Origin of the sequence: Halomonas sp. HP20-15 (assembly GCF_033446685.1) — a bacterium.
In the GTDB taxonomy this organism is placed as follows: Bacteria; Pseudomonadota; Gammaproteobacteria; order Pseudomonadales; family Halomonadaceae; genus Modicisalibacter.
Genome location: NZ_JAWQLY010000002.1, coordinates 268,672 through 293,541 on the forward strand (window position 1 = coordinate 268,672; position 24,870 = coordinate 293,541).

A 24,870-nucleotide genomic window follows, 5' to 3' on the forward strand; every position below is an offset into this window, starting at 1 on the left:
AGCCGGGATTGATTCGGGAAGATAAAGCCTGCGGTGGCAGGCTTATAAGGCCCTCCGATTGTCTCAGCGGCGGCGTTATCAACGCTACCTTGCCAGGCGCGCCGGCCTGGGCAACATTCTCCATCGTGTGGATAACGAACACCATCCCAGCGAGGTAGCCCATCGACGCCATCTCGGACACTGGGGTGTCATCGTGCTCAAGGGACTCAAAGAGTCTGGTCTGGTGACGCTGGTCGAGCGGCGCAGTGGCTATCTGCTAGCGGCTCGGCTTCCCCGCATCACGGCGGCTGGAAGGACTCGCTATTCGACGACCTGCACGCCTACGGCCCCGACGCCGTGCGCTTCTACACCCGCCGCAAGGCCATCTCCCAACGCTGGCCGAAGCGCAGCGCCCAGGAAACCGCCCAGTTCAACTTCCCCTCGTAAGCTAAGCCCCGCAAGCCTGACCCACACGCCCGCGCCGCCCAACGGCGCGGGCGTTCTTGTGTGTACGCCTCTCGTGTAACGCCATGTTACGCGAGGCTGATTCGCGATAGGTTAAGTCTGGTTAGAGGTTGCCGATACAACCTTAATGACCCAGACGGCGGAGCGTTCAGTGCTCCGCCTGGCGGTAGCGTGGGCAAATGGTAGCGGGGCAGGGGGGTGTTGGCTCCAAGGTACCAGAGCCGGCAAAGGCAGCAGGCACGCGAATTCTGCATAACGCGCCGAACTTTTCTTAGTATTTCTTAAAATCAAAAACTTAAGAGCGAAAAGATTGGCTCGATAAGATTGTTGAACGCGCCTGCTCGTTCAAGTGGGGAAACGCGCGCGCTGTCTAATATCTGTTATGTACTTTGGAGAAAATATGGAAGTAGTCACTACTGACAAACACGTCTCAGAATATCCTAATCCGTTTTATTTGAAGCAAGGCGATAAAGTAGCTCTCGGTGCAATTGACGACGAGTTCCCCAATTGGATCTTTATAACCAGTAGTGAAGGGGAGCAGGGTTGGGCTCCAGTTCAATATATCGAAAAGACTGAAGGAATCTCTGAAGGTATTTTGCTTCAAGACTACGACAATGTTGAGCTCAATACCGTCATTGGTGAAAAGCTGTCAGTGCTATTTGAACTCAATGAGTGGTATCGAGTTTCGAGGTCAACGGGTGAAATCGGTTGGGTACCAGTGCGCTCGGTAAAACGTACATAACAAGTTGTTCAAGAGCAATTCGGCACGCGTGGCATGTATAGTATGCGTTGTTATCAGTGGTTAAGGTGGTATGCGGCGGCATCGGTATTGCGTGCCTCACACCTTAACAAGGCGTTAGATTGTTAAGGAGAGATTAATGAGGTTTGTAAAGTTGCTTTTCCTTCTCGGGGTCACCGCCATTTATGGTTGCAGCACTACAGGTGGAACTATTGGCGGCCTAATTCCCGCTCCGAAATTGATGAAGGGTAAAGTCGAAAATAGTATTTATTACGCGATGGATGGATCATTTGAAATTAAAACCCCATTTGAACAGGGGTCATACTCATACAAATACATGGAAGTTAAAGAGCAATATGCCAATGTAGGGGCGTATGTGAGCTTTAATACTTCAGTTCATCCAAATGAGTTCTATCGTGTAGAGATAGGTAAAAAGCTGGATAAGTCACAGCCATCACCAACATTGGATCAACTGGTAAATGGCCTATTGCAAGGTTACAAACAACAGCTATCTGGGTATGGTAGTAAGGCTAAGGAGTTGCAGCGCATCGAAACAAGGTTGGATGGAAAGAGGGCTATGTTAGTAACACTAGAACAAGCTATGCCTGCTCAAAGTAGTTACCAGGGTAGGTCGCCGAGTTATACGGTGCACCATATTATATATATTGTTGAATCACCTAATGGTGGCGGAGGATCGGTTTGGGTTCAGTGGCCACATGGTTGCAACACATGTGCTAGTGGAAAAGAGGCAGATGTCATATCAACCAGTACAAGAATCAAGTCTTTCTTTAAATCATTTAGGTTGAAGATATAGCAATCTAACAACCGGTTCCATCCGACGCTGGACTTCCCCCATTTCATTGGCGCGCATACTGCAAGCGTTGTGCAAGGCAATGAAATCAAAGGGAGTCAGGAGATTAACCGAATGAATATAGTTTTTTCTGTTGGTGTGATTATTGTAATATTCTCAGGGGTTTGGCTGTTGGTTGAGGCGTTTAAAGTTAGTGTGGCGTGGGGGGTGGGTTGCTTTCTGATTTCACCTATATCAATCCTGTTTTTAATCAAACACTGGGATGTTGGGAAAAATCCGTTTTTAATGAATATCGCAGGGCTGGTGCTAGTGTTTATTTCTATATATTTTGGTAGTGTGCCAAGTATATGAATTATTTTCTAGACTTTACCTGAAGTGCAAAAGTTGCATAATAAGTGCCGTCACAGTAGTCTACGCGCCTTTTGTGTATTCGCTTCACTCATTTTGTTGCGTAAAAGTACCTACGTGTTCACCCGCGACGGCAAGGCCGGGCGACGCTTCGCCGATGCCATCGAGGTCGGCATGGTCGGCATCAAAGTGCCGGTGCCGGTCGCCTTCCACAGCTTCGGCGGCTGGAAGGACTCGCTGTTCGGCGACCTGCACGCCTACGGCCCCGATGCCGTGCGCTTCTATACCCGCCGCAAGGCCATCTCCCAACGCTGGCCGCAGCGCAGCGCCCAGGAAAGTGCCCAGTTCAACTTCCCCTCGTAAGCCACCCGCACGGTTGAACACCACGCCCGCGCCGTTCACACCGGCGTGGGCGTTTTTGTGTGTAAGCCTTTCGTGTAACGCCATGTCTCTCGGCGCTGAATCGCGATAGGTTTAGGGATACTTAAGGGTTTGACGACATAAATTATGGGCGAGGCGGTGAGGGTTGTAGTCCTCACCTTGGCGGTAGCGTGGGCAAAGCAGTAACTGGGCGAGTGGGGAGGGCGGAAGTCGGCCCGAAGTCACTATGGCGGAAAATGTGGCATGCGCGGTTATTGGTGTTATATGGTGAGATAAAGCGCATGGTTATTGTAAATCAAAGGGTTGGGTGCGAAGCATAAGAATCTTAAACGCGCGTGCTCGTTCAAGTAGCTATTCGAGCGCGCGACCTAATACCTGTTATATTTCAATCCAAAAATAAGGAGAATCATGCGAAATCTGTTAGTTTTTCTTTCATTTCTAATGTTGGTTGGCTGTGGCGAAGAGACAGCAGAAAACATTCAGAAAAACTAGAGCAAGGTGAGACCCTAACGAAGAAGCAGCAATGCATAGCTGACACTGTAGTTTCGTCAATCGTAGATCCGAAGAATGTCATGGTCTATGCAGCAACATTCGATGTCCTTAGTCGAGCCTATATTGCTCAGAAGGCTCAGGTTATAAATTATTGCCGCACAATGATTGTCGGGTCACGACAAAGCGATGCTTTTAAAGATTACTCTGAGGACTGTTCTGAAGAGCTCAAAGAATTGAGCAATGAGCAGTTAACAGAGCTTGATGTTCGGGCACAAGAGTTAGCGAGATTGGCCGCTGATCTTGATGACAGTCCATTGGACGCTGCACTTGGTCGTTGCGGGGATCTCTGAATATAACAAGGCGCATCAATTCGCGGCCTGCGGCCGCCGGACGCCCTTTACATTGCGGCTTCGCCTCCATTCCAAGGGCGCCGTTGTGCGCAGCGTTATGTGCCCGCTCCGTACTGCCAATAGGGATATATTATGGGCCGAAATAGTAAGTCCAGACGAGATGCTAAAAGGAAAGAAAATAAAATCCGCAACCGTCTTAAACCGAACAAAAATATTGCTAGTAAACAACCTTTCTCTGGCCCAGCGATGACAATGGTGGAAAACCCACTGTCTGGTCTCACTGATGAACAAAGGAAAGAGTTGATTGTAGAATTAGGAAAGAATGGGAAAGACAAAGTTGTTGAGGTGTTCGAATCGTTGAACGATATTTTGAGGCAGTATGACCCTGTCACCCTTATAAGTATTCTCTCGGCCTATGGTTTGACTGTTGGGGCAGGCGATGGTGGAGTACAGTCAAAAGAATCATCTGGAGGCCTAAACCAAGCACATGTAGAACTAGTTCAGGCGCTTGCTCTACAAATACCAGAGAACGAACTCGGCACGCTCCCTGTCACTCCTGACATGGTTCAGAAGGTATGGGATCAATTAATAGAAATAAGTCACGCCTTTAAATTCAGCAGAATGAATGTAGATCTGTTGAATTCATCCGGTATTGAAATGGCTATCAATCAGGTCCAAGAGTTTCTACGAAGTCATACGCAAATGGTTAGGAATTGGGGGTTTTATTCTCAAGTAGTTGGGATTTCAAAGGAATTATATAGCCCATTTGATGAGCAAGTCCATAATAAGTTTGGCTTTTCAGCCACAAATGCCATTGATGTTTTTGAGGTGTTGACTGAATCTGTAGAGAAAAAGCTTTCTAAAAGATTTAATATCTTGTCCGATCTAGAGTCCACAAAAAAGCCGTACGATATGCTAGTTAAATATCATGAATTGATTGGGCAAGGGGAAGAGCAGGCTGACAGGTTTTTCGAGAATATTGATATAAAAAAGATGTCGCGAAAAAATCTTTTCTTCATGCTCTTGTCGCATTTTGATATGAGAATGCCTGGCTACTACTTTATCAATAGTGATGAATTGTCGGAGCAGCTCGAAATTGATAAAAGTGTTATCGATAATATTCTAACCCATTTTTCATACAGATTCGGCGATCTCGGTGGCGAAAAGAAAGAGTTTTTCTTTTTGGAAAACCCTGTGTGGAAGAAGCCAATAATTTCATCAGATAGTGGGTATTATTGCGTATTACCCCAGCTATTCTTTAGCTTCGTTATAAACACGTTAGATGAGATTGTTGAGGGGGTAGATAAGAAGTCTCTTCACGAACGGCGAGCTGATTATCTGGAGTCAAAGATTGAAGAGGTTGTTAAGACAAGGTTTCCTGAGTCACAAATAGTTTCTGGCGTTAAATGGAATCAGGGTGAAGCTCAGTATGAAACCGACCTTATTGCATTTATTGATTCTCATGCAATTATTATTGAGGCGAAATCACAAAAAATATCGAGGCCTGCTTTAAGAGGCGCGCCGGACCGAATAAAGAGGCACCTTGAGGAAGTCCTGATAGAGCCAGGAGTTCAGTCGAACCGATTAGAAAATAAGCTTAACAATCTTAGGGTTCAAGATGAACCTGAAGATTCTCTTTTGAAAGAAATCCCTGTAGACATAAGGTCTATAAATAAAGTGCTTCGGGTTTCAGTGTCTCTAGAAGATTTTGCGACTCTTCAAACAAACTTGAGGCTATTTAATGAAACCGGGTGGATTCCAGATGGTTTCGCACCTTGCCCATCAATGAACCTTGCCGATTTCGAAACTTTGTTTGATTTTCTCGAACACCCTGTTCAAATTATCCATTATCTACTAAGAAGAACTGAGCTTGAAGGCAAGTATAAGTTCTTAGGGGATGAGCTCGATTTTATGGGGCTATACATTACTAACTTGCTGAATATTGGGGGTATGGTTAGTGATGATGAAGTAGAAGTCATAATATCAGGAATGTCTGAACCATTAGATAAATATTATATGTCAAAAGACCAGGGCATATTAATTGATAAGCCTAAACCCAAAATATCGCCTTTTTTCACGAAGATATTTAGTAAGCTTGAGGAGCGATCTACCGCACGTTGGACAGAGATTGGATGTATACTCAATCGCTTCCCGCCAGATGATCAGAGAAAGCTAGTTCAGCATATAAAAGACTTATCCAAGGTGGTACATAGAACGTGGCAATCCGAGGGCCATAAGAATATTGTTATATATAGGCCGCCAGAATCATCAGAGTACGCTTTGGCTGTGGTCCTATTTAAAGACGGGAATAGCGATAAACGTTATGATTTTATTGATCATGCAACTGCTTTGGGCCTGGAGCCGGATCATGTTAAGTATAGCTTAATTATTGCAATCAATATAGATAATGACGATCTACCATACCATTATATAGCGCTTGCAGAGAATCGAGATGACGAATCATTACACAAAAATTGCGTCAATTAGGGCGCTCGCAAGCTCGCGCCTGTTGCGCAAGCGTTATCCTTAAGGAGAGATATGCCGTTAGAGTCTGCATTTGAACATATATGGCACATTGCTCCGCATTTTAGCGGCCCTTTCCCTAGTGAAAGAGACTACTTACGGGCGGTCCACCATCCACCCGGGTTATACGTGTGGGCTACTAGTTTAAATCTTGAGCTTTTGAGTTTAGGTTATCCAGCTGTTTCGGTGGCATCTGTGTGGGTCGACCATACTCCGCAGTGTTGGTATACACAGAAAAGAGGAACTTGGCACAAGCCAAGTTGTGAACTAGCGGATCTCTTGATCGTTACGTGGGACGACCACAGAATGAAAGCTGGCAGGGCTCTCCTTGTTCAAGCAAAGAAAGGTAAGAGCCATAACCGAATTTCAGTTTCTAATAAATCAACAAAAAAAGAACTTCAGCTTCTAGGTGGCGCTCCTAAGTTTTTACTCAGTAGTCAAACATCTGTTGCGTCCGGCAGCAGTCCGAATCCGTTGAATCCAAAGGTCAACTGCGAGTTCCAGCTTCCTTCATATGGAACCTCACGGCTTCAGCACTGTACTTTCCTGCAGATCAAGGATGCTAAAGCTAAACGCTGGTCAACAATAATTCCTTCATGGCAAACAATGTGGCCACCGAATTCACACCCAGAGACATATAGTGAAGCAATCCTCGGTATGATTACTCGACCTATTAATGCAATGGGGAAGCATTTTACTCTTGGAAACATGTCTGATGACTGGGATAGATTAATAACTGTGCTGATAAACGAGACTTTGGCCTCTTCAGGGGGGACCGCCAGGGGCAAGAAGCAGCATACCTACTTATATCTCGATTCTCGTAATATGGATTTTCCAGGTAGGTTGAATGGAGGCTTTGAGGGAGAGATTCCCGTTAGCGATGATCCTGAAGGGATCTCAACGGTGTTTATTACTCCGGGAAATCCAGGATAACAAGTGAATCAAGCCGACCATGGACTTCCCCCGGTTTAGTAGACACGCATCGATAACTCCCACGGAGGAGAAAACCGGTGCCCACAATAATCACGGGAAGATGACGCAACGTTACAGCACTGAGTTCAAGGTGAAGGCGGTCGAGTGGAGCCATCAGGCTCACCGAAGCGTTCAAGGAGTCGCGGAAGCGCTGGATATTCACCCGTTCATGCTGTCACGCTGGCGCAAGGAATACCGGGAGGGCAAGTTCGCCATGAAACGGGTCAAGAAGGCACCAGCCGACGCCAAGCAGAAGATTCATGAACAGGATGAGGTTGCCCGCCTGAAACGCCGGGTATCGGAGCTTCAGAAGGAAAATGACATCCTAAAAAAGTTTCAACGTTTCAGGCCGAGGAACGACGGAAGCGTTCCGGTTCGCCTGGAAACACCGGGGAGAACACGGAGTAAAGACACTATGCCGCCACCTGAATATCTCGCGATCTGGCTACTATGCCTGGGCTAACCGGAAGCCCGGCCAGAGGGCGGCTGGGAACGCAGATCTGTTGTTCAAGATCCGTCGCTGAATCGCCCCGGGCAATGCACCGATAACGCCGAGGTTGAATCCTTCTTCAAAACGCTGAAGGGAGAATTTCTCCATGCGACCCGCTTTGTGACGTTAAGGCAATTACGACGACCTATATATGACTATATTGGAGGCTTTTATAATCACCAACGGATGCACAGTGGCCTAGGTTACCGGACCCCGCTAGAGTTCGAAGGAATTACTGATGGACGTGTCCAAGTTATTGGGGAAGTTCATGCCAGAGCCTTCGCTTCGCTCCGGCTTTGTCACCGGTGATGGCAAACGTTATAGTACTTATCAGGAGTCAGCTCGTATGTTCAAGTGTTTCCAGCAAGTTGTTTTCGCCATGGCTTTCCTTGCGTCGTCTGTCTGTCTTGCCGAGACCTACGAAGAAGCAGAAAAAAAGTCAGAAGCGGCATCATCAAATCCCGCATTGCTGGAGTGGTATCAAACTAAGATGCAACCTGCCTTTCGCAACACTGTCGGTCAAATAATAGGTAAATGCCTTAACCAGCCACCTCTCGAACGCCCCGCTCGGGTAGATCTTGTATTTGTGGTAACCACTTCAGGAAAGGTTGGTGCCATCTATTGGAAAGAGAAAACTCCATTTTTTTCTTGTCTTGGAACTGGCATTCAGTCGGCAACATTCCCTCCTCCTCCAGAAACCGACTTTTACTTTGGTGTTGGTTTCGGCATTCCCGCAAAGAAAGCCGGACAGTAACTCTTGGGACGTGCTCTAATCCGGCGTTTAATCTCGCTCCTTTCAGTCGCGGGACGCTGCGCGATAAAGCCGCGCAGCGCTGGTTAGCGTTACGTCATGCAAAGGAAGATCAATGCCTAGGTGTATGGCCTCGAGCTTCGGCAATCGCCCGCGCGACGGGTTGAATCCCCCACTGCTGCCATCATTTCCTAAAGACAAGCCGCCGCAATGGCGTCGCTCGATTCACCTTTCAGTACGTTCCATGGGAGAAGCTCTATGCCCTTTGCACCGTCCAGCATGCACGTCGAAAGCCCCGCCTTTACGCCGAATGGGGCGATTCCCAAGCGCCATTCGGCAGAAGGTGACGATGTGTCCCCGGCCCTGAGCTGGAAGGATGCGCCGGCGGGCACCCAGGGCTTCGCGGTGATCTGCCACGACCCGGATGCGCCGCTGGTGAAGGATGGCAGTTATGGCTACGTTCATTGGCTGCTCTACAACCTGCCGTCGGATGTCACCTCGCTGGAGGAGGGCACGAAGCTGGGCACCGCCGGCGTCAACGATGGCGGCGCCAACGGCTACGGTGGTCCCATGCCGCCACAGGGCCACGGGCCGCACCAGTACTATTTCTGGGTATTGGCGCTGGATACCCTCACCGAACTGCCCGAGGGGCTGACGCAGCCGGAACTGCTTAATAAGCTGGAGCCTCACATCTTGGGCATGAGTCGGTTGGTGGGGACGTACCGCCGTGACTGAATAGTCTTTAACTACTTAGACGCCGCTTCAAACACACTCGGCGCCTTCCCCTGGGAGGCGCCGAGTGTCGTTTTGGGTCTGCTAATCCGGCGCGCAGCCAGTATCTTTCTCTCAGCGGTAGCCGGCCATCAGCTCGCGCACCAGCGGCGTGTCGGCGTTGCGATGGGTAGGCAGCTCGAAGCGGGCACGGGCGATGGCGGTGCGTGACAGAGTCGCGTCGATCAGCATCTCGCAATCTTCGGCCACGGCCAGGGTGTCGCCTTGTGGGCCGAGAATGCATGAACCGCCCCAGAAGTGGCTGTCGCCTTCGGGGCCGAAGCGGTTGGCCATGATCACGGGGGTGCCGTAGGTCATGGCGTAGAACTGCAGGTTGAGAGGCCAGTTGCGCTCGTTGGAGAAGTCGTCGCTGACGATGCCCGAGGCCGAGTTGATTGGCGCGCAGAGGATCGTGGGCCGGTCCAGCAGGGCGGCGTGTACCAGTCCCGGATTCCACAGGTCGGCGCAGATCAGCGAGGTCGCCGACCAACCGGGGCGCACCGCGAGGTGGGTCAGCCTGTTGCCATGCGTGAACAGCTTGCCCTCTTCCAGGCCGCCGTAGGTGGGCAGGTTGAGCTTGCGATGCACGGCCTGGAGCTTGCCGTGCTGCAGGATCGCCAGGGCGTTGTAGTACTCGCCGGGGCTCGCTTCCTCGACGAACCCCACCACCACCTGCATCTCGCCGGCGGCGCGGGCGAGCTCGGTAAGGCGCGGGTCATGGGCTGGGCAGGCTACCTCGATCACCCGGTTGCCCAGGCCGTAGCCGGTCAGTGAAAGCTCGGGAAAGACCAGCAGCTCGAGTCCTCGTTGGTGGGCCTCGGCGATCCGTTCGCGGTGACGCTCAAGGTTGGCGTCGACATCGCCCAGGGTGGCGTTGATCTGCGCGGCGCCGACGCGCAGGTGATCTTGGTAGTGCATGGTGGCGTCTCGCTATTGCGTGGAAAATGTTGGTGCGCCGAGCAGGGCGAGAAGATCGCCTGCGGGACGTGTCTCGAGGCTCATCACCACCTCGCGGAGTCGTGCCGCTCGGTCGCCCAGCACGGGCTCGGCCAGTGCCTGGTACTTGGCGATCACCTCGGCATCCGATAAGGGCCGGTCGGGATTGCCGCGTGCCTCGAAGTCGGCACTTTCGATGATCTCGCCGCTGTCGAGATGCAGCCGGGCGCGCGCCCAGCGCTCGGCGGGAAAGCGCGCATTGAAGGTGTCGTCCTCGTGGATTTCCACCTTGCTGGCCAGGGCCTTGAGGTCAGGGGCGTCGAGTTCGTCGCTGACGCCCGCGACATCCACGGTGCCCCGGCCCAAAGCGCAAGCCACCGACCAGGGCAGGCTGTACTGGGCCTGCTCGGTAGTGGTCGGGTGCGTCACGTGCAGGCGCTTACCCTCGTGGAAGGTGACGATCTCGACGCACGCGATAGTCGCCGGGTCGCGCTTCTCGGCGGCCAGGGCGAGCACGGCTTCCATCGCGGGCTGTGCCCAGCGGCAGACCGGATAGGCCTTGAAGTACTGCTCGTGGAGATACCAGTGCTCGCCTAGATCCTGCCAGATACTGGCCACTTGTGGTGCGGTGACGGTCAACGCCGGGGCGCCGGTGAAGCCGTCTTCGGCCAGCAGCGCCGCCGAGATGCCGGTCATCGCCCCCCAGCCAGAGCCATCCTTGAGCATCGTGGGGTGGTCGATGCAGCGCATCATCTGGCTGCGTGGGCCATAGAACTCGGCGATGCCGAGGGCATGATGCAGGGTCTCGACATCGGCCCCGCGCAGGCGCGCGGCCACGGCGGCCACGCCCAGGGCATTCCAGGCGCCCGAGGTGTGATAGTCCGGGCTGGTGGCGTGCAGGGCGATACCCGCGCGGGTGGCGATCTCGTAGCCGTAAGCGAGCAGGGCGAGGAAGTCGCATCCCGAAAGTCCGCTGACCTCGGGCAGCGCCAGCAAGCCGGGCAGCAAGGCCACGCCGGCATGGCCCTTGGTCAGCACATGACCGTCGTGGGCGTCGAGCGCATCGATCAGCCAGGCCCCGTGCAGGGCAACGCCGGTGGGCGAGGCCTTGCCGGGGGCGAACAGCAACGGACGCGCGCCGCCGTGCTGGATGGTCGCGAAACGCGCGGCCTTGTCGGCAAGCGGCGTGCGGGTGGCGCCGGCCGCCACACCCAGCAAGTCGAGCAGGCAGCGCTTGGCCTGGTGCAACGCTTCATCGTCGAGACTCGAAAGATCGAATCGATGCATCCAGTCGAGCGGAATATGATCGTGCATGGCGAAGCCTAGGGCGCTGGCGGGTGGCGAAGACCCGAATGACTCAGAAAGAAGGCCGCGCGGGGCGGCCTTCTTAGTGATCGATTACGGTGAGGAATGGCCCCGTTCAGGTGTCGATCACAGTAGGTCGTGTTTCTTGAGGAAGTTTTCGGCAACCTGCTCGACGGCCTTCTTGTCGACGTCGACCTTGGCGTTGAGCGAGGCCATGACGTCGTCGTTCAGGAGCGCCGAGAGCTTGTTCATCTGTTCATCCAGCTTCGGGTTGGCTTCCAGGGTTTCCTTGCGTACGACCGGGGTCAGCGCGTAGGCCGGGAAGAACTGCTGGTCGTCTTTCAGCGTCACCAGGTCGTAGGCCGGGATACGTCCGTCGGTGGAATAGGCGATGGACACGTCGACCTGCTTGTCGCGCAAGGCGGGCAGGGTCAGGCCGAAATCCATGCGCTTGATGTTGGGACGACCGAACTTGAAATCGTAGGTCTTTTCCAGTGGCCGCAGGCCGTCTTCACGGGCGTAGAACTCCGCGTTGGAGGCGAAGGTAAGCGTCTCCCCGTTGTTGATGGTCTCGGCAAGATCGGAGATCGTTTCGATATCCCGCGCTTTGGCATCGTCGGCACGCATGGTCAGTGCGTAGGTATTGTTGGCATCGGAGGGTTCGAGCCAGACGAGCCCCTTCTCGGCATCGAGCTTCTTGACGCGCTGATACGTCTCTTCGGGGGAGAGCTTCTCGGTAATATTGTTGTAGGTGATGAGTGACGTGCCGGTGTACTCCCAGTAGAGATCGATCTGGCCGTTTTCCTGGGCCTGGCGGAGTATGGCTGAGCCCATGCCGGCGCGTTTTTCGACGTCATAGCCGAGCTCTTCCAAGTATTGGGTGGTCATGCTCGACAGAATGAGTTGCTCGGTAAAGCCCTTGCCGCCGACCACGATCTCGTTGGCCTGAGCGGTGGCCAGGGTGCCGGCCAGTGCCGCGCCGGTAAGTAGGGTCATCAAGGTTCGCATGGTGTCACTCCTTCGTTGATTGTTGGATAGCGTTGATCGTCGGATCACAAGCGTGGGTGATGGGTCTTCCTAGGCACGGCTCGGGTTGACCCCGCGTGGGACTAACAGGAAGGCGGCGATGGCGATGAGCATGTCGACTGCGATCGCCAACAGTGCCGTGGGGATGGCGCCAGCCAGCATCATGATGGTGTCGTAGAGGGCGATACCCGTGAAGATCAGCTCCCCCAAGCCGCCGGCGCCGATCAGGAAGGCGAGCGGTACCGTTCCGACGTTGATGGCCAGCGCTGTGCGAACGCCGGCGAAGATTACATAAAGCGCATTGGGCAGTTCGACCCGGAACAGGCGCTGGGTGGGCGACATGCCAAGCCCCGCCGCGGCTTCCATCAGCGCCGGCGAGACACCCTTGAGCCCGACGTAGGTGTTGCGGGTAATCGGTAAAAGGGTCGCCACGAACAGGCCGAAGACCGCCGGCACCGTGCCGATGCCGAGAAAGCTCATCGACAGCGCCAGGACGGCGAGCGTCGGGATGGTGGTACCCACGTTGAGCACCTGCATCAGCGATTCGGCATAGCGGTCGACGCTGGGGCGAGACAGGACGATGCCCAGCGGCACGGCGACCAGAATGGCCAGTCCACCCGACACGGCCGTCAGGAACAGGTGCTGAACGGCCAGGTAGCGCACGTCGGGGAGATAGAAAATGAACTCCTCGATCATGCCGCTGCGTTGCGCCCAGACACCGGCCAGAAACAGCGCAATCGCTAGCAGCCAGCGGCACCCACGTTGCAGCGAACGACTCGGCATGAGCTTACTCCTTGGTGGCGGTTTCCGAGCGGATCGATGCGCTGTCCCCGGGGCGCGAGCGATAACGCGAACCCAGGTGGTGGGTCATCGCCCGCTGGGTGATGTGCCCGCTGACCCGACCCTGCGCATCCACGCAGGGCAGCCAGGTGGAGTCGTTGGCGAACATCTGCGAGGCGACCTTGCGCAGGTCGTCATCGAGCTCGGCCACCGGTGGCGCGGCCTGGAAATGATCGCGGCAGAAACCCCGAGTGGTACGGGCCACCGAGCGCGTGATCATTCCGGCCGGCTCGTTGCGGTCGTTGACCATCAGGATGGCGTTCTGGTAGCCGTACTCGTCGATACGCGACAGCGCGGTTTCCAGGGTGTCGTCCGGGCGCACGGTGCCCAGGTCGTCGGAAAACACCTCGCGAACCTTGACCAGGTTGAGTCGTTTGAGCGCACGGTCCTCGCCCAGGAAGGATTCGATGAAGGCGTTCTTCGGCGCCGAGAGCAGGTCGTCCGGGGGGGAGTACTGGACGAGCTTACCCTCGCGAAACACCGCGATGCGGTCGCCCATCTTGATGGCTTCGTCGATGTCGTGGCTGACGAACATGATGGTCTTGTTGAGCTCGGCCTGCATCTTCAGGAACTCGTCCTGAATGACCGCCCGGTTGATGGGGTCGATGGCGCCGAACGGCTCGTCCATCAACATCACCGGCGGGTCGGCCGCGAGCGCGCGAGCGACACCGATGCGTTGCTGCTGGCCACCGGAGAGCTCGCTGGGGTAGCGCTTGAGGAAGGCCTCGGCATCCATGGCTATCATGTCCATCAGCTCGCGGGCGCGCTTCTTGTAGGCGGCCTTGTCCCAGCCCAGCAGGCGCGGCACCACGGTGATGTTTTCCTCGATGGTCATGTTGGGAAACAGCCCGATCTGCTGGATCACGTAGCCGATGTTGCGGCGCAGGTCCTGGGTGTTCATGCCGGTAGTGTCCTCGCCATCCAGGAACACCTTGCCCGAGGAGGGCCGGATGATGCGGTTGATCATCTTCAACGTGGTCGTCTTGCCGCAACCGGAAGGGCCGAGCAGGATGCAGATCTCCCCCTCGGGCACTTCCATATTGATGTGATCGGCCGCCACGACAGCCCCCTTGGGCGTGTCGAAGACCTTGGTGAGGCTATCGAGTCGTATCATGGGAAACCTTTGTCGAGTCGGCAGTGGGCGCGTTTACATCGCGCTGGCGTCGCGTTCCATACCCTTGGGAGTCAGGCGCTTCTGCAAGGCCAGCAGGGCATAGTCGACGGTGATTGCCAGCAGGCTCACCGCTACCGCCCCGACGATCAGCTGGCGCGGGTCGGATTGCGAGATGCCGCGACTGATCAGCGTGCCCAGGCCGCCGGCGCCGATGTAGGCGGCGATCGCCATGACGCCGATATTGAGCACGACGGCGGTGCGCACCCCGGCCATGATCACCGGCACAGCCAGGGGGATCTCGACCATGCGCAGGCGCTGGTTGGGGCTCATGCCGATGCCGCGGGCGGCTTCGCGAAGTGCCGGGTTGACGTTGTTTATCGCGGTATAGGTGTTGCGGATGATCGGCAACTGCGAATAAAGCAGCACGGCAATAACGGCAGGTACATAACCGATGCCATAGCCGAAGATCGACAGCAATGGAATCATCACCCCGAACAGCGCTATCGAGGGGATGGTGACGATGACCGAGGCGAAGTAGAGCACACCCTTGGCCAGACGCTCATCCTTGGTAATGGCGATGCCGATCGGCACGCCCGTCAACGTGGCGATGCCCACCGCAACCCCGACCAGCGAAATATGTTCCAGGGTCAGGTCGAACAGCAGCTCGAGGTTATCGAGGACGTATTGTATGAGTTCCACAGGTATTGCCCTCTATAGGCCTCTAGGCGAGCGCCTTTTTTGAGCGGGTACATTTCTAGATGGGCTAACACTTATAATTTCGAATTATGCGCTGAGCATAACACGCTTTTTAAGCGCTAAAGATGGGTGGGTCATTGGGATGTGCAATGCCTTTCATTTTAAATACTCATGGTGCTATGAAAGGATGAAATTCCGACCGCAGGCCGTACCCTTTAAACGCGATGAAACAGCCATTTATGCCTGGGTAATTAATGAAGGATCGCGGCCATGCGCGCTTTTAATACTCACTACAGGGTAGGCACCGCCCCAATCAATTGTGCTGGACGACCTGGCACAATTTCGATATGCATCGTCACTGAATAGCCAAGGCACAGAAAACGGGGATCGATGTACTCGTCTTTCCCAAACTTTCATTAACCGGCTATTAATTGATGGCGCAGACACCGCGGGTCGCCAAGCCCCGTGATGGTCTCGGCTTCTTGCCCTGGCTCGGACCTCCGGCGACATGCGTGCAGTCGTAGATTTCGTCGAGACAATTGCCGACCGGCTCGGGGCCCCTGGGTCGCCAGACCCAGGGGCTTCAGCATCCCATCCGGTAGCTGGGCCGTCATGCAAACTCTCAGCGGGACTTTGCCGCGTAAGTGTCCTGATACTGCTGACGCAGCTGGTTCTTCTGCACCTTGCCCATGGTGTTGCGCGGCAGGCTGTCGGCGAAGAACACCCGCTTGGGCTGCTTGTACTTGGCCAGCCGTCCGGATAGCGAGGCGAGTACCCGGGCTTCGTCGATATCGGCACCCGGCTCGCGCACCACCACCGCCGTCACGCCCTCTCCGAAGTCGGGGTGGGCTAGGCCGATCACTGCGGATTCGACCACCCCGTCGAGCTCGTCGATAATCTGCTCGACCTCTTTCGGGTAGACGTTGTAGCCGCCCGAGATCACCAGGTCCTTGTCGCGCCCGACGATGTGCACGTAGCCGCGCTCGTCGACCAGCGCCAGGTCGCCGGTGACGAAGAAGCCGTCCTCGAGCAGTTCCTCGCGGGTCTTCTCGGGCATGCGCCAGTAGCCGATGAACACGTTGGGGCCGCGCACCTCGAGCATGCCGATCTCGCCCTGGGCCAGCGGCTGGTGGGTCTCACGGTCGGTGACGCGGATCTCCACGCCGGGCAGCGGCATGCCCACGGTGCCGGCGATGCGCGCGCCGTCGTAGGGGTTGGAGGTGTTCATGTTGGTCTCGGTCATGCCGTAGCGCTCGAGGATGGCATGCCCGGTGCGCTGCTCGAAGGCCTGGTGGGTCTCGGCGGTCAGCGGCGCGGAGCCGGAGGTGAACAGGCGCATGTTGACGGTGAGTTCGCGCGTCAACCGCTCGTCCTGGAGCAGCCGCGTGTAGAAGGTCGGCACGCCCATCATCGTCGTGCCGCGGGGCAGCTCCTCGATGATCGTGTCGATGTCGAAGCGCGGCAGGAACAGCATGCTGGCGCCGGCCATGAGCACCACGTTGCAGGCCACGAACAGCCCGTGGGTATGGAAGATTGGCAGCGCGTGGATCAGCCGGTCGGCCTCGCTGAAGCGCCAGGTCTCGACCAGCGCCGCCGCGTTGGAGGCCAGGTTGCGGTGCGTCAGCATGGCGCCCTTGGAGCGTCCGGTGGTGCCCGAGGTGTAGAGGATGGCGGCCAGGTCGTCGTCGGCGCGTGACTGGATCGTCTCGAACGGGGTGGCCCGCTCGGCCTGCTCCAGCAGGCTGCCGTCGGCCCGGGTGCCCAGCGTGGCGACCTGGGGGCAGCCGGTCTCGTCGGCGACGCGCTGGGCGGCGTCCAGGTCGTCGGGCCGGCAGACGAACAGCGCCGGCTCGGCGTCGCCGAGGAAGTAGCGGATCTCCTCGGCGGTGTAGCCGGTGTTGAGCGGCAGGTAGACCCCGCCCAGGCGCAGGCACGCCAGGTACAGCAGGATGGTCTCGGGGCTCTTGTCGACCTGCACCGCCACCCGGTCGCCGGGCGCCACGCCCAGCGCCTGCAGGGCGCCGGCGATGCGTGCCGTGTGCGCTAGCGCCTCGCGATAGGAGTACTGCCGGCCATCGCGGGTGGTGATGAAGGGGGCCTCTTCGCGGGCCTGCATGCGCGCCGCAAACGTCTCGAACAGGTTGTCGCTCATTTTTCCGTTTCTCCCGTGAGCAGTTTCCGGGCACGCCGCCCCAGGTCGCGTACGCTGGAGGAGCGCGCGATCGTGCCGTTGGTGGTGTAGTGCTCGTGGTTGCGCTCGATGTCCTCGAGTACGTAGAGATAGTTGACCATCAGCCCGGCGGCCTGCTGGATGCCCTTCGCCGAAACGTCGCCCAGCCAGTTGATGCGATGCAGCTCCGCGCCGTTGCCCAGGTGAAAGCGGGCGACCGGGTTCAGTGGCAGGCCCTTGGCGTTCTTCTCCTGCAACAGGTAGTGGGCCGCCAAGGGTTTGATCACGTCGCGTAGCGAATTGGCCTTGGCCGGGTCGCTGTGCCAGTCGGGCTCGTCGAGCAGCGCCAGCGTCTCGCTGGCTTCGTCGTCGAGTCGATCCTCGTTCTCGCGCACGCCGTCCAGCCACTGGCGAAAACCGGGCACCGGCGACAGGGTCACGAAGTTGCGCAGATTGGGCAGCTCCTGCTTGAGCTCCTGGACGACCTGCTTGATCAGGAAATTGCCGAACGAGATGCCGCGCAGGCCGGTCTGGCAGTTGCTGATGCCGAAGAAGGCCGCGGTGTCGACGCTCTCGGGGTCCTCAATGAGCCCGTGGGTACCGTCGAGGATCGGCTGGATCTGATCGGGCAATCCCCGATAGAGCGCCACTTCGACGAAGATCAGCGGCTCGTCGCCGATCGCCGGATGGAAGAAGGCGAAGCAGCGCCGGTCGCGGGCGTCGAGCCGCCGACGCAGGTCGTTCCAGTCCTGGATCTCGTGCACCGCCTCGTAGTGGATGATGCGTTCGAGGATCGCCGCCGGGGTGTTCCAGTCGATGCGTCGCAGGACCAGGAACCCGCGGTTGAACCACGAGGCGAACAGGTGGCCGAAGTCGGCGTTCACCGGTTGCAGATCGGGGTGCGCCTTGAGCAGTCCAAGCAGGTCCTCGCGCATGCCGACCAGCTCGTGGGTGCCGTCGGTGGTCAGGTTCAGGCGCCGCAGGACTTCCTGGCGGCTGGGCTCGCAGGCATCGAACAACGCCTGCAGGTCGCGGTTGTCGCGCGAGGCCTGATAGCGCTGGTAGGTCGCGTCGATCTGCTCCGGATCGGCGGAGAACTCGTTGGTCAGGCGCTCGAAGAAGCGCAGCTTGTTGTCTTCGTCGAGCCGCGCATACAGGTCCAGCGCGCGACGCGCCAGGGTGATGCTCGAGGCTTCGCCATCGCTTTCGAGCAACGCCTTGCAGGCGGCGATCAGTTCCGCGTGACTGACCGGTGCGAGGGCCTCCGAGCGCTTGCGACGCAAGGCATCACGCTGGGTGATGGTGCTGAACAGCTCCTGCAGAAAGCTCATGTTCATGATGGATGCTCTTGTCGTGGACGATCAGTTCATCATCAGGTCGGGAAGCCAGGTGGCGATGCTCGGGAAGAAGCACAGCAGCACGATGCCCAGCACCATGCACAGGGCATAGGGCAGGCTGCCCAGCAGCACGTCGCGCAGCGCGATATCCGGGGCGATGCCCTTGATGATGAAGAGATTCAAGCCGACCGGCGGGGTGATCAGCCCGATCTCCAGATTGATGGTCAGGATCACCGCGAACCAGTAGGGATCGAAGTTCGCGGCGAGGATGATCGGCAGCAGGATCGGCGCGGTCATCACGATCACCGCCACCGGCGGCAAAAAGAACCCGGCCACCAGCAGGAACACGTTGATGATGCCCATCAGCACCCAGCGGTTGACCTCGAGATCGGCAATCGCGCCGGCCACGGTCTGGGTGATGAACATCGACGACAGCGCATAGGCGAAGATCTCCGCGGCGGCGATGATCAGCATGATCATCACGCTCTCGCGCAGTGCGTCGCGCATGATCAGCTTGAGCGGTTTCGCCTGCCACATGCGATAGACCACGATGGCCAGCGTCAGGCACAGGAAGGCGCCGACCGCGGCGGCCTCCGAGGGCGTCGCGACCCCGCCGTAGAGGGCGAACAGGATGCCGGTGACCACCACCAGGAACGGCAGCACCCGGAACAGCGCCTTGAGATTGCCCTCGACGTTTTCCTTGACCTGCGCGGCCGCCTGGGTGACCGGGCTCGGGGTGTCGTAGCCGCCGGCCAGCTTGCAGGCGATCAGCGTCCAGGCCATGAACAGCACCGCCAGCATGACGCCGGGCACGGCGCCGGCGATGAACAGCCGGCCGATCGAGGTCTCGGTGGAGATGCCATAGACGATCATGGTCACCGACGGCGGAATCAAAATCCCCAGCGTGCCGCCCGCGGCGATGCAGCCGGCCGCCACGCCATCCGGATAGCCGCGCTTGCGCATCTCGGGGATGCCCAGCTTGCCGATCGCCGCGCTGGTCGCGGGGGACGAGCCGGACAGCGCGGCGAAGATCGAGCAGGCGCCGATGTTGGAGATCGCCAGACCGCCCGGGACGCGGCCCATCCATAGATCGAGCGAGCGGTACAGGTCGCGCCCGGTGGGCGAGGAGGCCACCGCCGCGCCCATCAGGATGAACATCGGGATCGCCACGAAGCTGAACGAGGCGAGGCTGCCGTAGAAGGTTTCCCCGAAATAGGTCAACTCGCCCATGCCCCGGTCGAGTACCAGGGCGCCCAGGGACACGCTGCCCAGGGCGAAGGCGATCGGCGTGCCGATGGCCATCAGCACCATCAGCACGACGACGATCATGATGCCGCTAGTGACTGGATCCATGCTCGGACTCTCCGCGAAGAATTTCCGCCACGTACTGCAACGAGAGCAGACTGGCACCAATGGCCATGGGCAAAAGCGCCGGCCACAGCGGCGGGTTCCATACCGTCCCCGTGGTCCAGCCGCCGTGCCAGGCTTCGAGCAGATACAGCCAGGCGCCGTAGGTCAGGGCGATGCAGAAGCTCAGGCCGACCAGCGAGGCGATCAGCAGCATGGCCTTCCTGAGGCGGCCGCCCAGCGCGTCGGGCAGTACGGTGACGGCGACGTGGCCGCCGGTCATCAGCACATAGGGGGCGCCGAGCAGCATCGCGGCGGTGACGGAAAACACCGCGAATTCCGTTTGCCAGACGGTGCTCTGGTCCAGCACGTAACGCATGAAGACCATGTGGCATACGGCGAGGACACCCGCGCCCAGGGCGATGGCAGCCAGTACCGCCAGGCCGCCCGACATCTTGTCCATCAGGTGGATGTAGCCTCCGGTCACGCCACGCTTGGGCAATGAAGAGTGACTCGAGGTATGGGCCATGGCGCCCTCCCGATCAATGAGTGAAAGGCCGCCTGGATAGGGCGGCCGACAAGACGAACGCCCGGCACCAACGGCCGGGCGGGTAGGCTCACTCCACGGCCAGTGCCGCGTCGATCAGAGCTTGGCCATTGGGCACGTTCTCGGCGAAGGTCTTGTAGGAACTCTGCTTGGCGATATCCAGCCAGGCGTTGTAATCCTCCGGTGACATGCTGACCACCTCGACACCGTTCTCCTTGAAGACATCGATCATCTTCTGGTCGAGCGCGGCGGCTTCGCCGGCAAAGAAGTCCTCCGCCTTCTGGCCGGCTTCGGTCAGGGCCTGCTGCTGTTCCTCGTTGAGCTTGTCCCAGCTTTGCTGCGAGATCAGGACCGGCTCGTACATGAACCACAGGGCGTTCTTGCCGGGCGCGGTCAGGCAGGTGACCTGTTCGTAGATGCGGTAGGAGACGAACGAGCCCGACGAGGTATTGGCGCCATCGAGCACGCCGGTCTGCATGGCCGTGTAGATCTCCGAGGAGGGCATCGAGGCGATCGACGCACCGGCGGTGGCCAGCATTTCGTCGAAGGCCGGGCCGGCGGCGCGCATGGCCTGCCCTTTCACGGTGTCCGGCGAGGTGATGCACTGCTTGTTCGAGGCGAAGCCGCCAGCCAGCCAGGCGTCAGCCAGCACCTTAACGCCGGCATCGTTGATCACTTTCTTGATCATGTCCATGAACTTGGAGTCGTTGAGGCGCTGCGCGCGTTCATGGCTACGCACCAGGCCCGGCATCAGGGTCGCCGAGAACTCGGGATGGCGACCGCTGGCGTAATCCAGCGGCAGCGAGGTCATGTCCAGGCGGCCGCGCACCAGCGCGCCCCATTGCTCCTTGGCGTCGAACAGCGACTGCCCGGGATAGACCTGGATCTTGAGGTCGACATCGGCGGCTTCGACCTCCTTGGCCATCAACTGGACCATCTCGTCACGCACGTCGCCCTTGCCGCCGGGGAACTGATGGGAAGCACGCAGGACGGTTTCGGCGGAGGCGGCGGAACTGAAGGCAACGGCCAGGCCGAGCGCGGCCAGTATCGGGAGTGAAGTGGATTTCATCGTGGCGTCTCCTGTCGATTATTATTGTGCTAGGTATATATCAGGCTTGCTGATGTATACTTTAATAGCGGTGCTAGTATATTTATGTCAATTTTTTGACCCTAGACCATGGTGGCAGAGGCGAACGGACCGGGAGGTGACGCGTGGGCGGCATGAAGCGATCGAATACGCAGCGACTCAGGGACGCCCTGGAGAACGACATTCTCAACGGGCGCCGCGCACCCGGAGAACGCCTCGATCCGGAAGCGTTGGGCCAGGAGTTCAACGTCTCGCGCACCCCGGTTCGCGAAGCCATCCATCAGCTGGTGGCCAGCGGGCTGGTCACCGTGCAACCCAAGAAGGGCACCTTCGTCGCCGAGGTCGGCATCGACCGGCTGATCGAGATGTTCGAGGTCATGGCGGAGCTGGAGGGGATGTGCGGGCGGCTCGCCGCACGCCGCATCACGCCGCTGGAGCTCGACGAGCTTCGCGACGCCCTGGCGCGCTGCGAACAGGCCGCCGGGAACGGCGATACCGACGAGTACTATTACGAGAACGAAGCCTTCCACAGCTGCGTCTATGCGGCCAGCCACAACGCCTTTCTCGCCGACGAGGCCCGGCACCTGAAGATGCGCCTGAAGCCTTATCGCCGCCTGCAGCTCAAGGTACGCCACCGCATGCAGTCGTCGCTCGACGAACACCGGCGTATCGTCACGGCGATCGAGGCGGGCGACCCCCAGGCGGCCGAGGACGCACTGCGCTCGCATGTGCTGGTCCAGGGCGAGCGGTTCAGCGATCTGGTGGCCAGCGTCAAGGACCTGAGTCGGGCAACGCAGCCCGAGTTGTCCTGACCGGGCCAGCACTTCTTCCAGCCACCCATTGCGGAACCGGGGTCCGGCATGTTGTTGTCTTTTCTGTACTTTGCATTGGTGGGCGGCGTCGCGGGGTTCGTGGCCGGGTTGTTCGGCATCGGCGGCGGCGTGGTCATCGTCCCCGCGCTGCTCTTTGCGTTTGCCCAGCAGGGCATCGATGCCTCGGTCATGACCCACATGGCCATCGGCACGTCGCTGGCGACCATTACCGTGACCGGCTCCTCGTCGGCATTCGGCCATTGGCAGCGCGGCGGCGTCGCCAAGCCACTGCTGGTTCGGTTGCTCCCGGGGTTGATCGCCGGCGCGGTCCTGGGCGGCATGTTGGCGAGCGTGCTTCCGGCCGCCCAGTTGCAGACGCTGTTCGGCCTGTTCCTGATCCTGCTGGCGCTGCGCTTGCTGTTTTCCCGCATGCCGACCGCGGCGGGCGAGCGTGCCGGTGGGCTGCAGACGACGGCCGCCGGCACGGTGATCGGCGCATTCTCGGCGCTGTTCGGGGTCGGCGGCGGCGTGCTCAGCGTGCCCTGGCTGCTGCGCAGTGGGGCGAGCATGACCCGGGCCATCGGCACCTCGGCGGCCTGTGGCATTCCCATCGCGGCGTTCGGCGCATTGACCTTCGTGGTGACCGGCTATCGCCACGCGGCGCTGCCGGACTACGCCAGCGGTTTCCTCTACTGGCCGGCCTTCCTCGGCATGGTGCTGTGCAGCGTGCCGGCCGCCAGGCTCGGCGTGGCCGCCGCCCACCGGCTACCGGCCGGCCTGCTCAGAAAGCTTTTCGCCCTGGTCATCATGCTGGTGGGACTCAAGATCCTGCTCTGAAAAAAGTGCCGAGCCCCGAAGAACAGACACTCAGGTCTGTCGTCAATGGCTGGCCCGGCATGAGTAAGCGCCGGCCGAAACCTGCGACTCGCTAGGCTTTAGAGGCGGTTCCCGTTAGCGTTTTACCGGGCTGTCGCTGCCAACTAGGCTCATAGGTAATTCCAGATTAACGCAAGCACCGGAGGCTGAATTGACGGACACCTACCGCACGCAAGGGCCGATCATCAATTCTCTGCTGGATACCGATTGGTACAAGCTCACGATGATGCAGGGGGTTCACCACAAGTACCCCAATGCCAGCGTGACGTGGGAATTCCGCTCTCGCAACGCGGAGGATCTGGCGCCTTACGTCGATGAGATACGAGCGCAGATCGATTATTTGGCAACGCTGAGATTGACCAGAGAGGAGTCGGCCTATCTGAGCTCCTTTCCTTACCTGTCGCCGGATTTCATTCGCTTTCTGGAGCTGTTTCGCTTCAGTCCGGAATACGTCGTCGTCGGCATGGATGGCAGCGACCTGTGTATCGTCATAGACGGGCCCTGGTCGCATAGCATCCTCTACGAGATCGTCATATTGGCGATCATCAGCGAGATACGTAATCGGGTCCTGTTTCCCGAGGTGACCATCGATCAGGCAGTGACGCAGTTGCATGCAAAGCTGGACACGCTGCGTCGTAACTACTCGCCGGAACAGCTCGAGGGATTCAATCTGGCCGATTTCGGGACTCGCCGGCGACTTTCCCAGCCCGTTCAGGAAGCCATCATCGACGTACTCGGGCAGCAGTTCCCGGGTAATTTCGTTGGCACCAGCAATGTGGATATCGCCCGTCGGCACGGTCTTTCACCGATGGGCACCATGGCTCATGAGTGGGTCATGGCACACCAGCAACTGGGCAGCCGGCTGATCGACAGCCAGCGAGCCGCGCTGGAAGCCTGGGTTCAGGAGTATCGAGGGTATCTGGGCGTTGCCCTGACCGACACCATCACGCTCGATGCGTTTCTGAACGATTTCGACCTGTACTTTGCCAAGCTGTTCGATGGGCTGCGTCACGACAGCGGCGACCCCATGGTCTTTGCCGACAAATGCATCCGCCACTACGAAGGGCTAGGCATCGATCCCATGACCAAGACGCTGATATTCAGCGATGCCCTGACTTTCGATCGGTCCATGGAGATCAAGACGGCACTGCAGGGCAGAATCAGGACCAGCTTCGGTATTGGTACGAGCCTGACGTGCGATGTGCCAGGGCTCAAGCCGCTGAATATCGTCATCAAGATGGTCTCATGCAACGGCCAGCCGGTCGCCAAGATTTCCGATGAGCCGGGAAAGACCACATCGCGCAATGCCGATTACGTCAGCTATCTGAAGAGTGTCTTCGGTGTAACGCATTGAATCGGCATGGAGCTGGCGATAGAAGTCGCCATCGATGCGCAGGAAGCTTCCGGGCGCGCAGCGACTATGAACAAACTCCAAGTAATTCAGGCTCCGTTAATACTGTTTGTTTAGCGATTGCTAAAAAATAGGCCTTAGTCTTAGATGCTGCTCTGCAGCAGAAAAATGTATTATATTGAGGACTCACCTAATCAGGAGCGTCCTCATGAATACTTATTCTGCTATTGTCCGCCCGGTTGATGCCCAGAGTCTGCAATTCGATCCGGAGGTTCTTAAGTTCTGGGCTGATCAGGCGCTAACCCAACGTGCCGCTTTCGATACTGTCGCCGCTTATCTAGGCTGAGCATAGGG

The 24,870-nt window shown here is 57.8% G+C and carries 23 protein-coding genes and 3 pseudogenes; 15 read left to right on the plus strand and 11 right to left on the minus strand.

Going from position 1 to position 24,870, the window contains the following annotated elements:
- Positions 1–282: 282 nt before the first annotated feature.
- The 11 genes and pseudogenes from R6258_RS18850 to R6258_RS03660 all read left to right on the plus strand — a co-directional run.
- A pseudogene (locus R6258_RS18850) lies at positions 283–426 on the plus strand (methylmalonate-semialdehyde dehydrogenase); the annotation flags it as partial.
- Positions 427–844: 418 nt separating this feature from the next.
- Positions 845–1,186 carry an SH3 domain-containing protein gene (locus tag R6258_RS03615; protein ID WP_318447505.1) on the plus strand — a complete coding sequence of 114 codons (342 nt, stop codon included), beginning with the start codon at positions 845–847 and terminating at the stop codon, positions 1,184–1,186.
- Between the two features lie 136 nt (positions 1,187–1,322).
- Positions 1,323–1,997 (plus strand): hypothetical protein, encoded by a 675-nt coding sequence (locus tag R6258_RS03620; protein ID WP_318447507.1) that lies wholly within the window; start codon positions 1,323–1,325, stop codon positions 1,995–1,997.
- A 111-nt stretch (positions 1,998–2,108) separates the two neighbouring features.
- Positions 2,109–2,345, plus strand: coding sequence for a hypothetical protein (locus tag R6258_RS03625; protein WP_318447509.1), 237 nt, complete (start codon positions 2,109–2,111; stop codon positions 2,343–2,345).
- Between the two features lie 108 nt (positions 2,346–2,453).
- Positions 2,454–2,705, plus strand: a pseudogene (locus tag R6258_RS03630) (aldehyde dehydrogenase family protein); the annotation flags it as partial.
- 353 nt (positions 2,706–3,058) lie between these two features.
- On the plus strand, positions 3,059–3,565 hold the full coding sequence (locus R6258_RS03635; protein WP_318447515.1) for a hypothetical protein: 507 nt from the start codon (positions 3,059–3,061) through the stop codon (positions 3,563–3,565).
- Between the two features lie 132 nt (positions 3,566–3,697).
- Positions 3,698–6,052 (plus strand): hypothetical protein, encoded by a 2,355-nt coding sequence (locus R6258_RS03640; protein ID WP_318447518.1) that lies wholly within the window; start codon positions 3,698–3,700, stop codon positions 6,050–6,052.
- A gap of 342 nt (positions 6,053–6,394) precedes the next feature.
- Positions 6,395–7,021, plus strand: a complete 627-nt coding sequence (locus R6258_RS03645) for a hypothetical protein (RefSeq protein ID WP_318447520.1) — start codon at positions 6,395–6,397, stop codon at positions 7,019–7,021.
- A gap of 100 nt (positions 7,022–7,121) precedes the next feature.
- A pseudogene (locus R6258_RS03650) lies at positions 7,122–7,790 on the plus strand (integrase core domain-containing protein); the annotation flags it as partial.
- On the plus strand, positions 7,789–8,304 hold the full coding sequence (locus tag R6258_RS03655; protein ID WP_318447523.1) for a hypothetical protein: 516 nt from the start codon (positions 7,789–7,791) through the stop codon (positions 8,302–8,304). The pseudogene R6258_RS03650 and the gene R6258_RS03655, both read left to right, overlap by 2 nt.
- Positions 8,305–8,559: 255 nt before the next feature.
- A complete protein-coding gene (locus R6258_RS03660) occupies positions 8,560–9,036 on the plus strand; it encodes a YbhB/YbcL family Raf kinase inhibitor-like protein (RefSeq protein ID WP_318447526.1) in 477 nt (158 codons plus the stop codon).
- Between the two features lie 111 nt (positions 9,037–9,147).
- Here R6258_RS03660 and R6258_RS03665 read toward each other — a convergent pair whose 3' ends face one another.
- From R6258_RS03665 to dctP, 11 genes are all read right to left on the minus strand, one after another.
- The gene (locus R6258_RS03665) at positions 9,148–9,990 is read right to left on the minus strand and encodes a nitrilase-related carbon-nitrogen hydrolase (RefSeq protein WP_318447531.1); all 843 of its coding nucleotides are present in this window, start codon (positions 9,988–9,990) and stop codon (positions 9,148–9,150) included.
- A 12-nt stretch (positions 9,991–10,002) separates the two neighbouring features.
- The gene (locus tag R6258_RS03670) at positions 10,003–11,322 is read right to left on the minus strand and encodes an MmgE/PrpD family protein (RefSeq protein WP_318447533.1); all 1,320 of its coding nucleotides are present in this window, start codon (positions 11,320–11,322) and stop codon (positions 10,003–10,005) included.
- 117 nt (positions 11,323–11,439) lie between these two features.
- Positions 11,440–12,321, minus strand: a complete 882-nt coding sequence (locus R6258_RS03675) for a glycine betaine ABC transporter substrate-binding protein (RefSeq protein ID WP_318447537.1) — start codon at positions 12,319–12,321, stop codon at positions 11,440–11,442.
- 69 nt (positions 12,322–12,390) lie between these two features.
- Positions 12,391–13,122: an ABC transporter permease gene (locus R6258_RS03680; protein ID WP_318447539.1), complete on the minus strand. Its 732-nt coding sequence runs from the start codon at positions 13,120–13,122 to the stop codon at positions 12,391–12,393.
- 4 nt (positions 13,123–13,126) lie between these two features.
- Positions 13,127–14,293, minus strand: coding sequence for an ABC transporter ATP-binding protein (locus tag R6258_RS03685; RefSeq protein ID WP_318447541.1), 1,167 nt, complete (start codon positions 14,291–14,293; stop codon positions 13,127–13,129).
- 33 nt (positions 14,294–14,326) lie between these two features.
- A complete protein-coding gene (locus R6258_RS03690) occupies positions 14,327–14,992 on the minus strand; it encodes an ABC transporter permease (protein ID WP_318447542.1) in 666 nt (221 codons plus the stop codon).
- A gap of 619 nt (positions 14,993–15,611) precedes the next feature.
- A complete protein-coding gene (locus R6258_RS03695) occupies positions 15,612–17,141 on the minus strand; it encodes a malonyl-CoA synthase (RefSeq protein ID WP_318447548.1) in 1,530 nt (509 codons plus the stop codon).
- Entirely contained in the window at positions 17,138–18,496 is a 1,359-nt protein-coding gene (locus R6258_RS03700) for a malonyl-CoA decarboxylase (RefSeq protein WP_318447550.1), read from the minus strand. Before R6258_RS03700 ends, R6258_RS03695 begins: the two co-directional genes overlap by 4 nt.
- 24 nt (positions 18,497–18,520) lie before the next feature.
- The gene (locus R6258_RS03705; RefSeq protein WP_318447553.1) at positions 18,521–19,849 is read right to left on the minus strand and encodes a TRAP transporter large permease; all 1,329 of its coding nucleotides are present in this window, start codon (positions 19,847–19,849) and stop codon (positions 18,521–18,523) included.
- Positions 19,833–20,372 (minus strand): TRAP transporter small permease, encoded by a 540-nt coding sequence (locus tag R6258_RS03710; RefSeq protein ID WP_318447555.1) that lies wholly within the window; start codon positions 20,370–20,372, stop codon positions 19,833–19,835. Before R6258_RS03710 ends, R6258_RS03705 begins: the two co-directional genes overlap by 17 nt.
- 88 nt (positions 20,373–20,460) lie before the next feature.
- Positions 20,461–21,459, minus strand: coding sequence for a TRAP transporter substrate-binding protein DctP (gene dctP, locus R6258_RS03715; protein ID WP_318447558.1), 999 nt, complete (start codon positions 21,457–21,459; stop codon positions 20,461–20,463).
- Positions 21,460–21,611: 152 nt separating this feature from the next.
- Here dctP and R6258_RS03720 point away from each other — a divergent pair, with 152 nt between their 5' ends.
- The 4 genes from R6258_RS03720 to R6258_RS03735 all read left to right on the plus strand — a co-directional run bounded on the left by R6258_RS03720 (position 21,612) and on the right by R6258_RS03735 (position 24,862).
- Complete coding sequence (locus R6258_RS03720; RefSeq protein WP_318447560.1) at positions 21,612–22,289, plus strand: GntR family transcriptional regulator; 678 nt, start codon at positions 21,612–21,614, stop codon at positions 22,287–22,289.
- A 48-nt stretch (positions 22,290–22,337) separates the two neighbouring features.
- Complete coding sequence (locus R6258_RS03725; protein WP_318447566.1) at positions 22,338–23,126, plus strand: sulfite exporter TauE/SafE family protein; 789 nt, start codon at positions 22,338–22,340, stop codon at positions 23,124–23,126.
- Between the two features lie 190 nt (positions 23,127–23,316).
- Positions 23,317–24,519, plus strand: coding sequence for a nicotinate phosphoribosyltransferase (pncB, locus tag R6258_RS03730; RefSeq protein ID WP_318447568.1), 1,203 nt, complete (start codon positions 23,317–23,319; stop codon positions 24,517–24,519).
- Between the two features lie 205 nt (positions 24,520–24,724).
- Complete coding sequence (locus R6258_RS03735; RefSeq protein WP_318447570.1) at positions 24,725–24,862, plus strand: hypothetical protein; 138 nt, start codon at positions 24,725–24,727, stop codon at positions 24,860–24,862.
- Positions 24,863–24,870 lie beyond the last annotated feature (8 nt).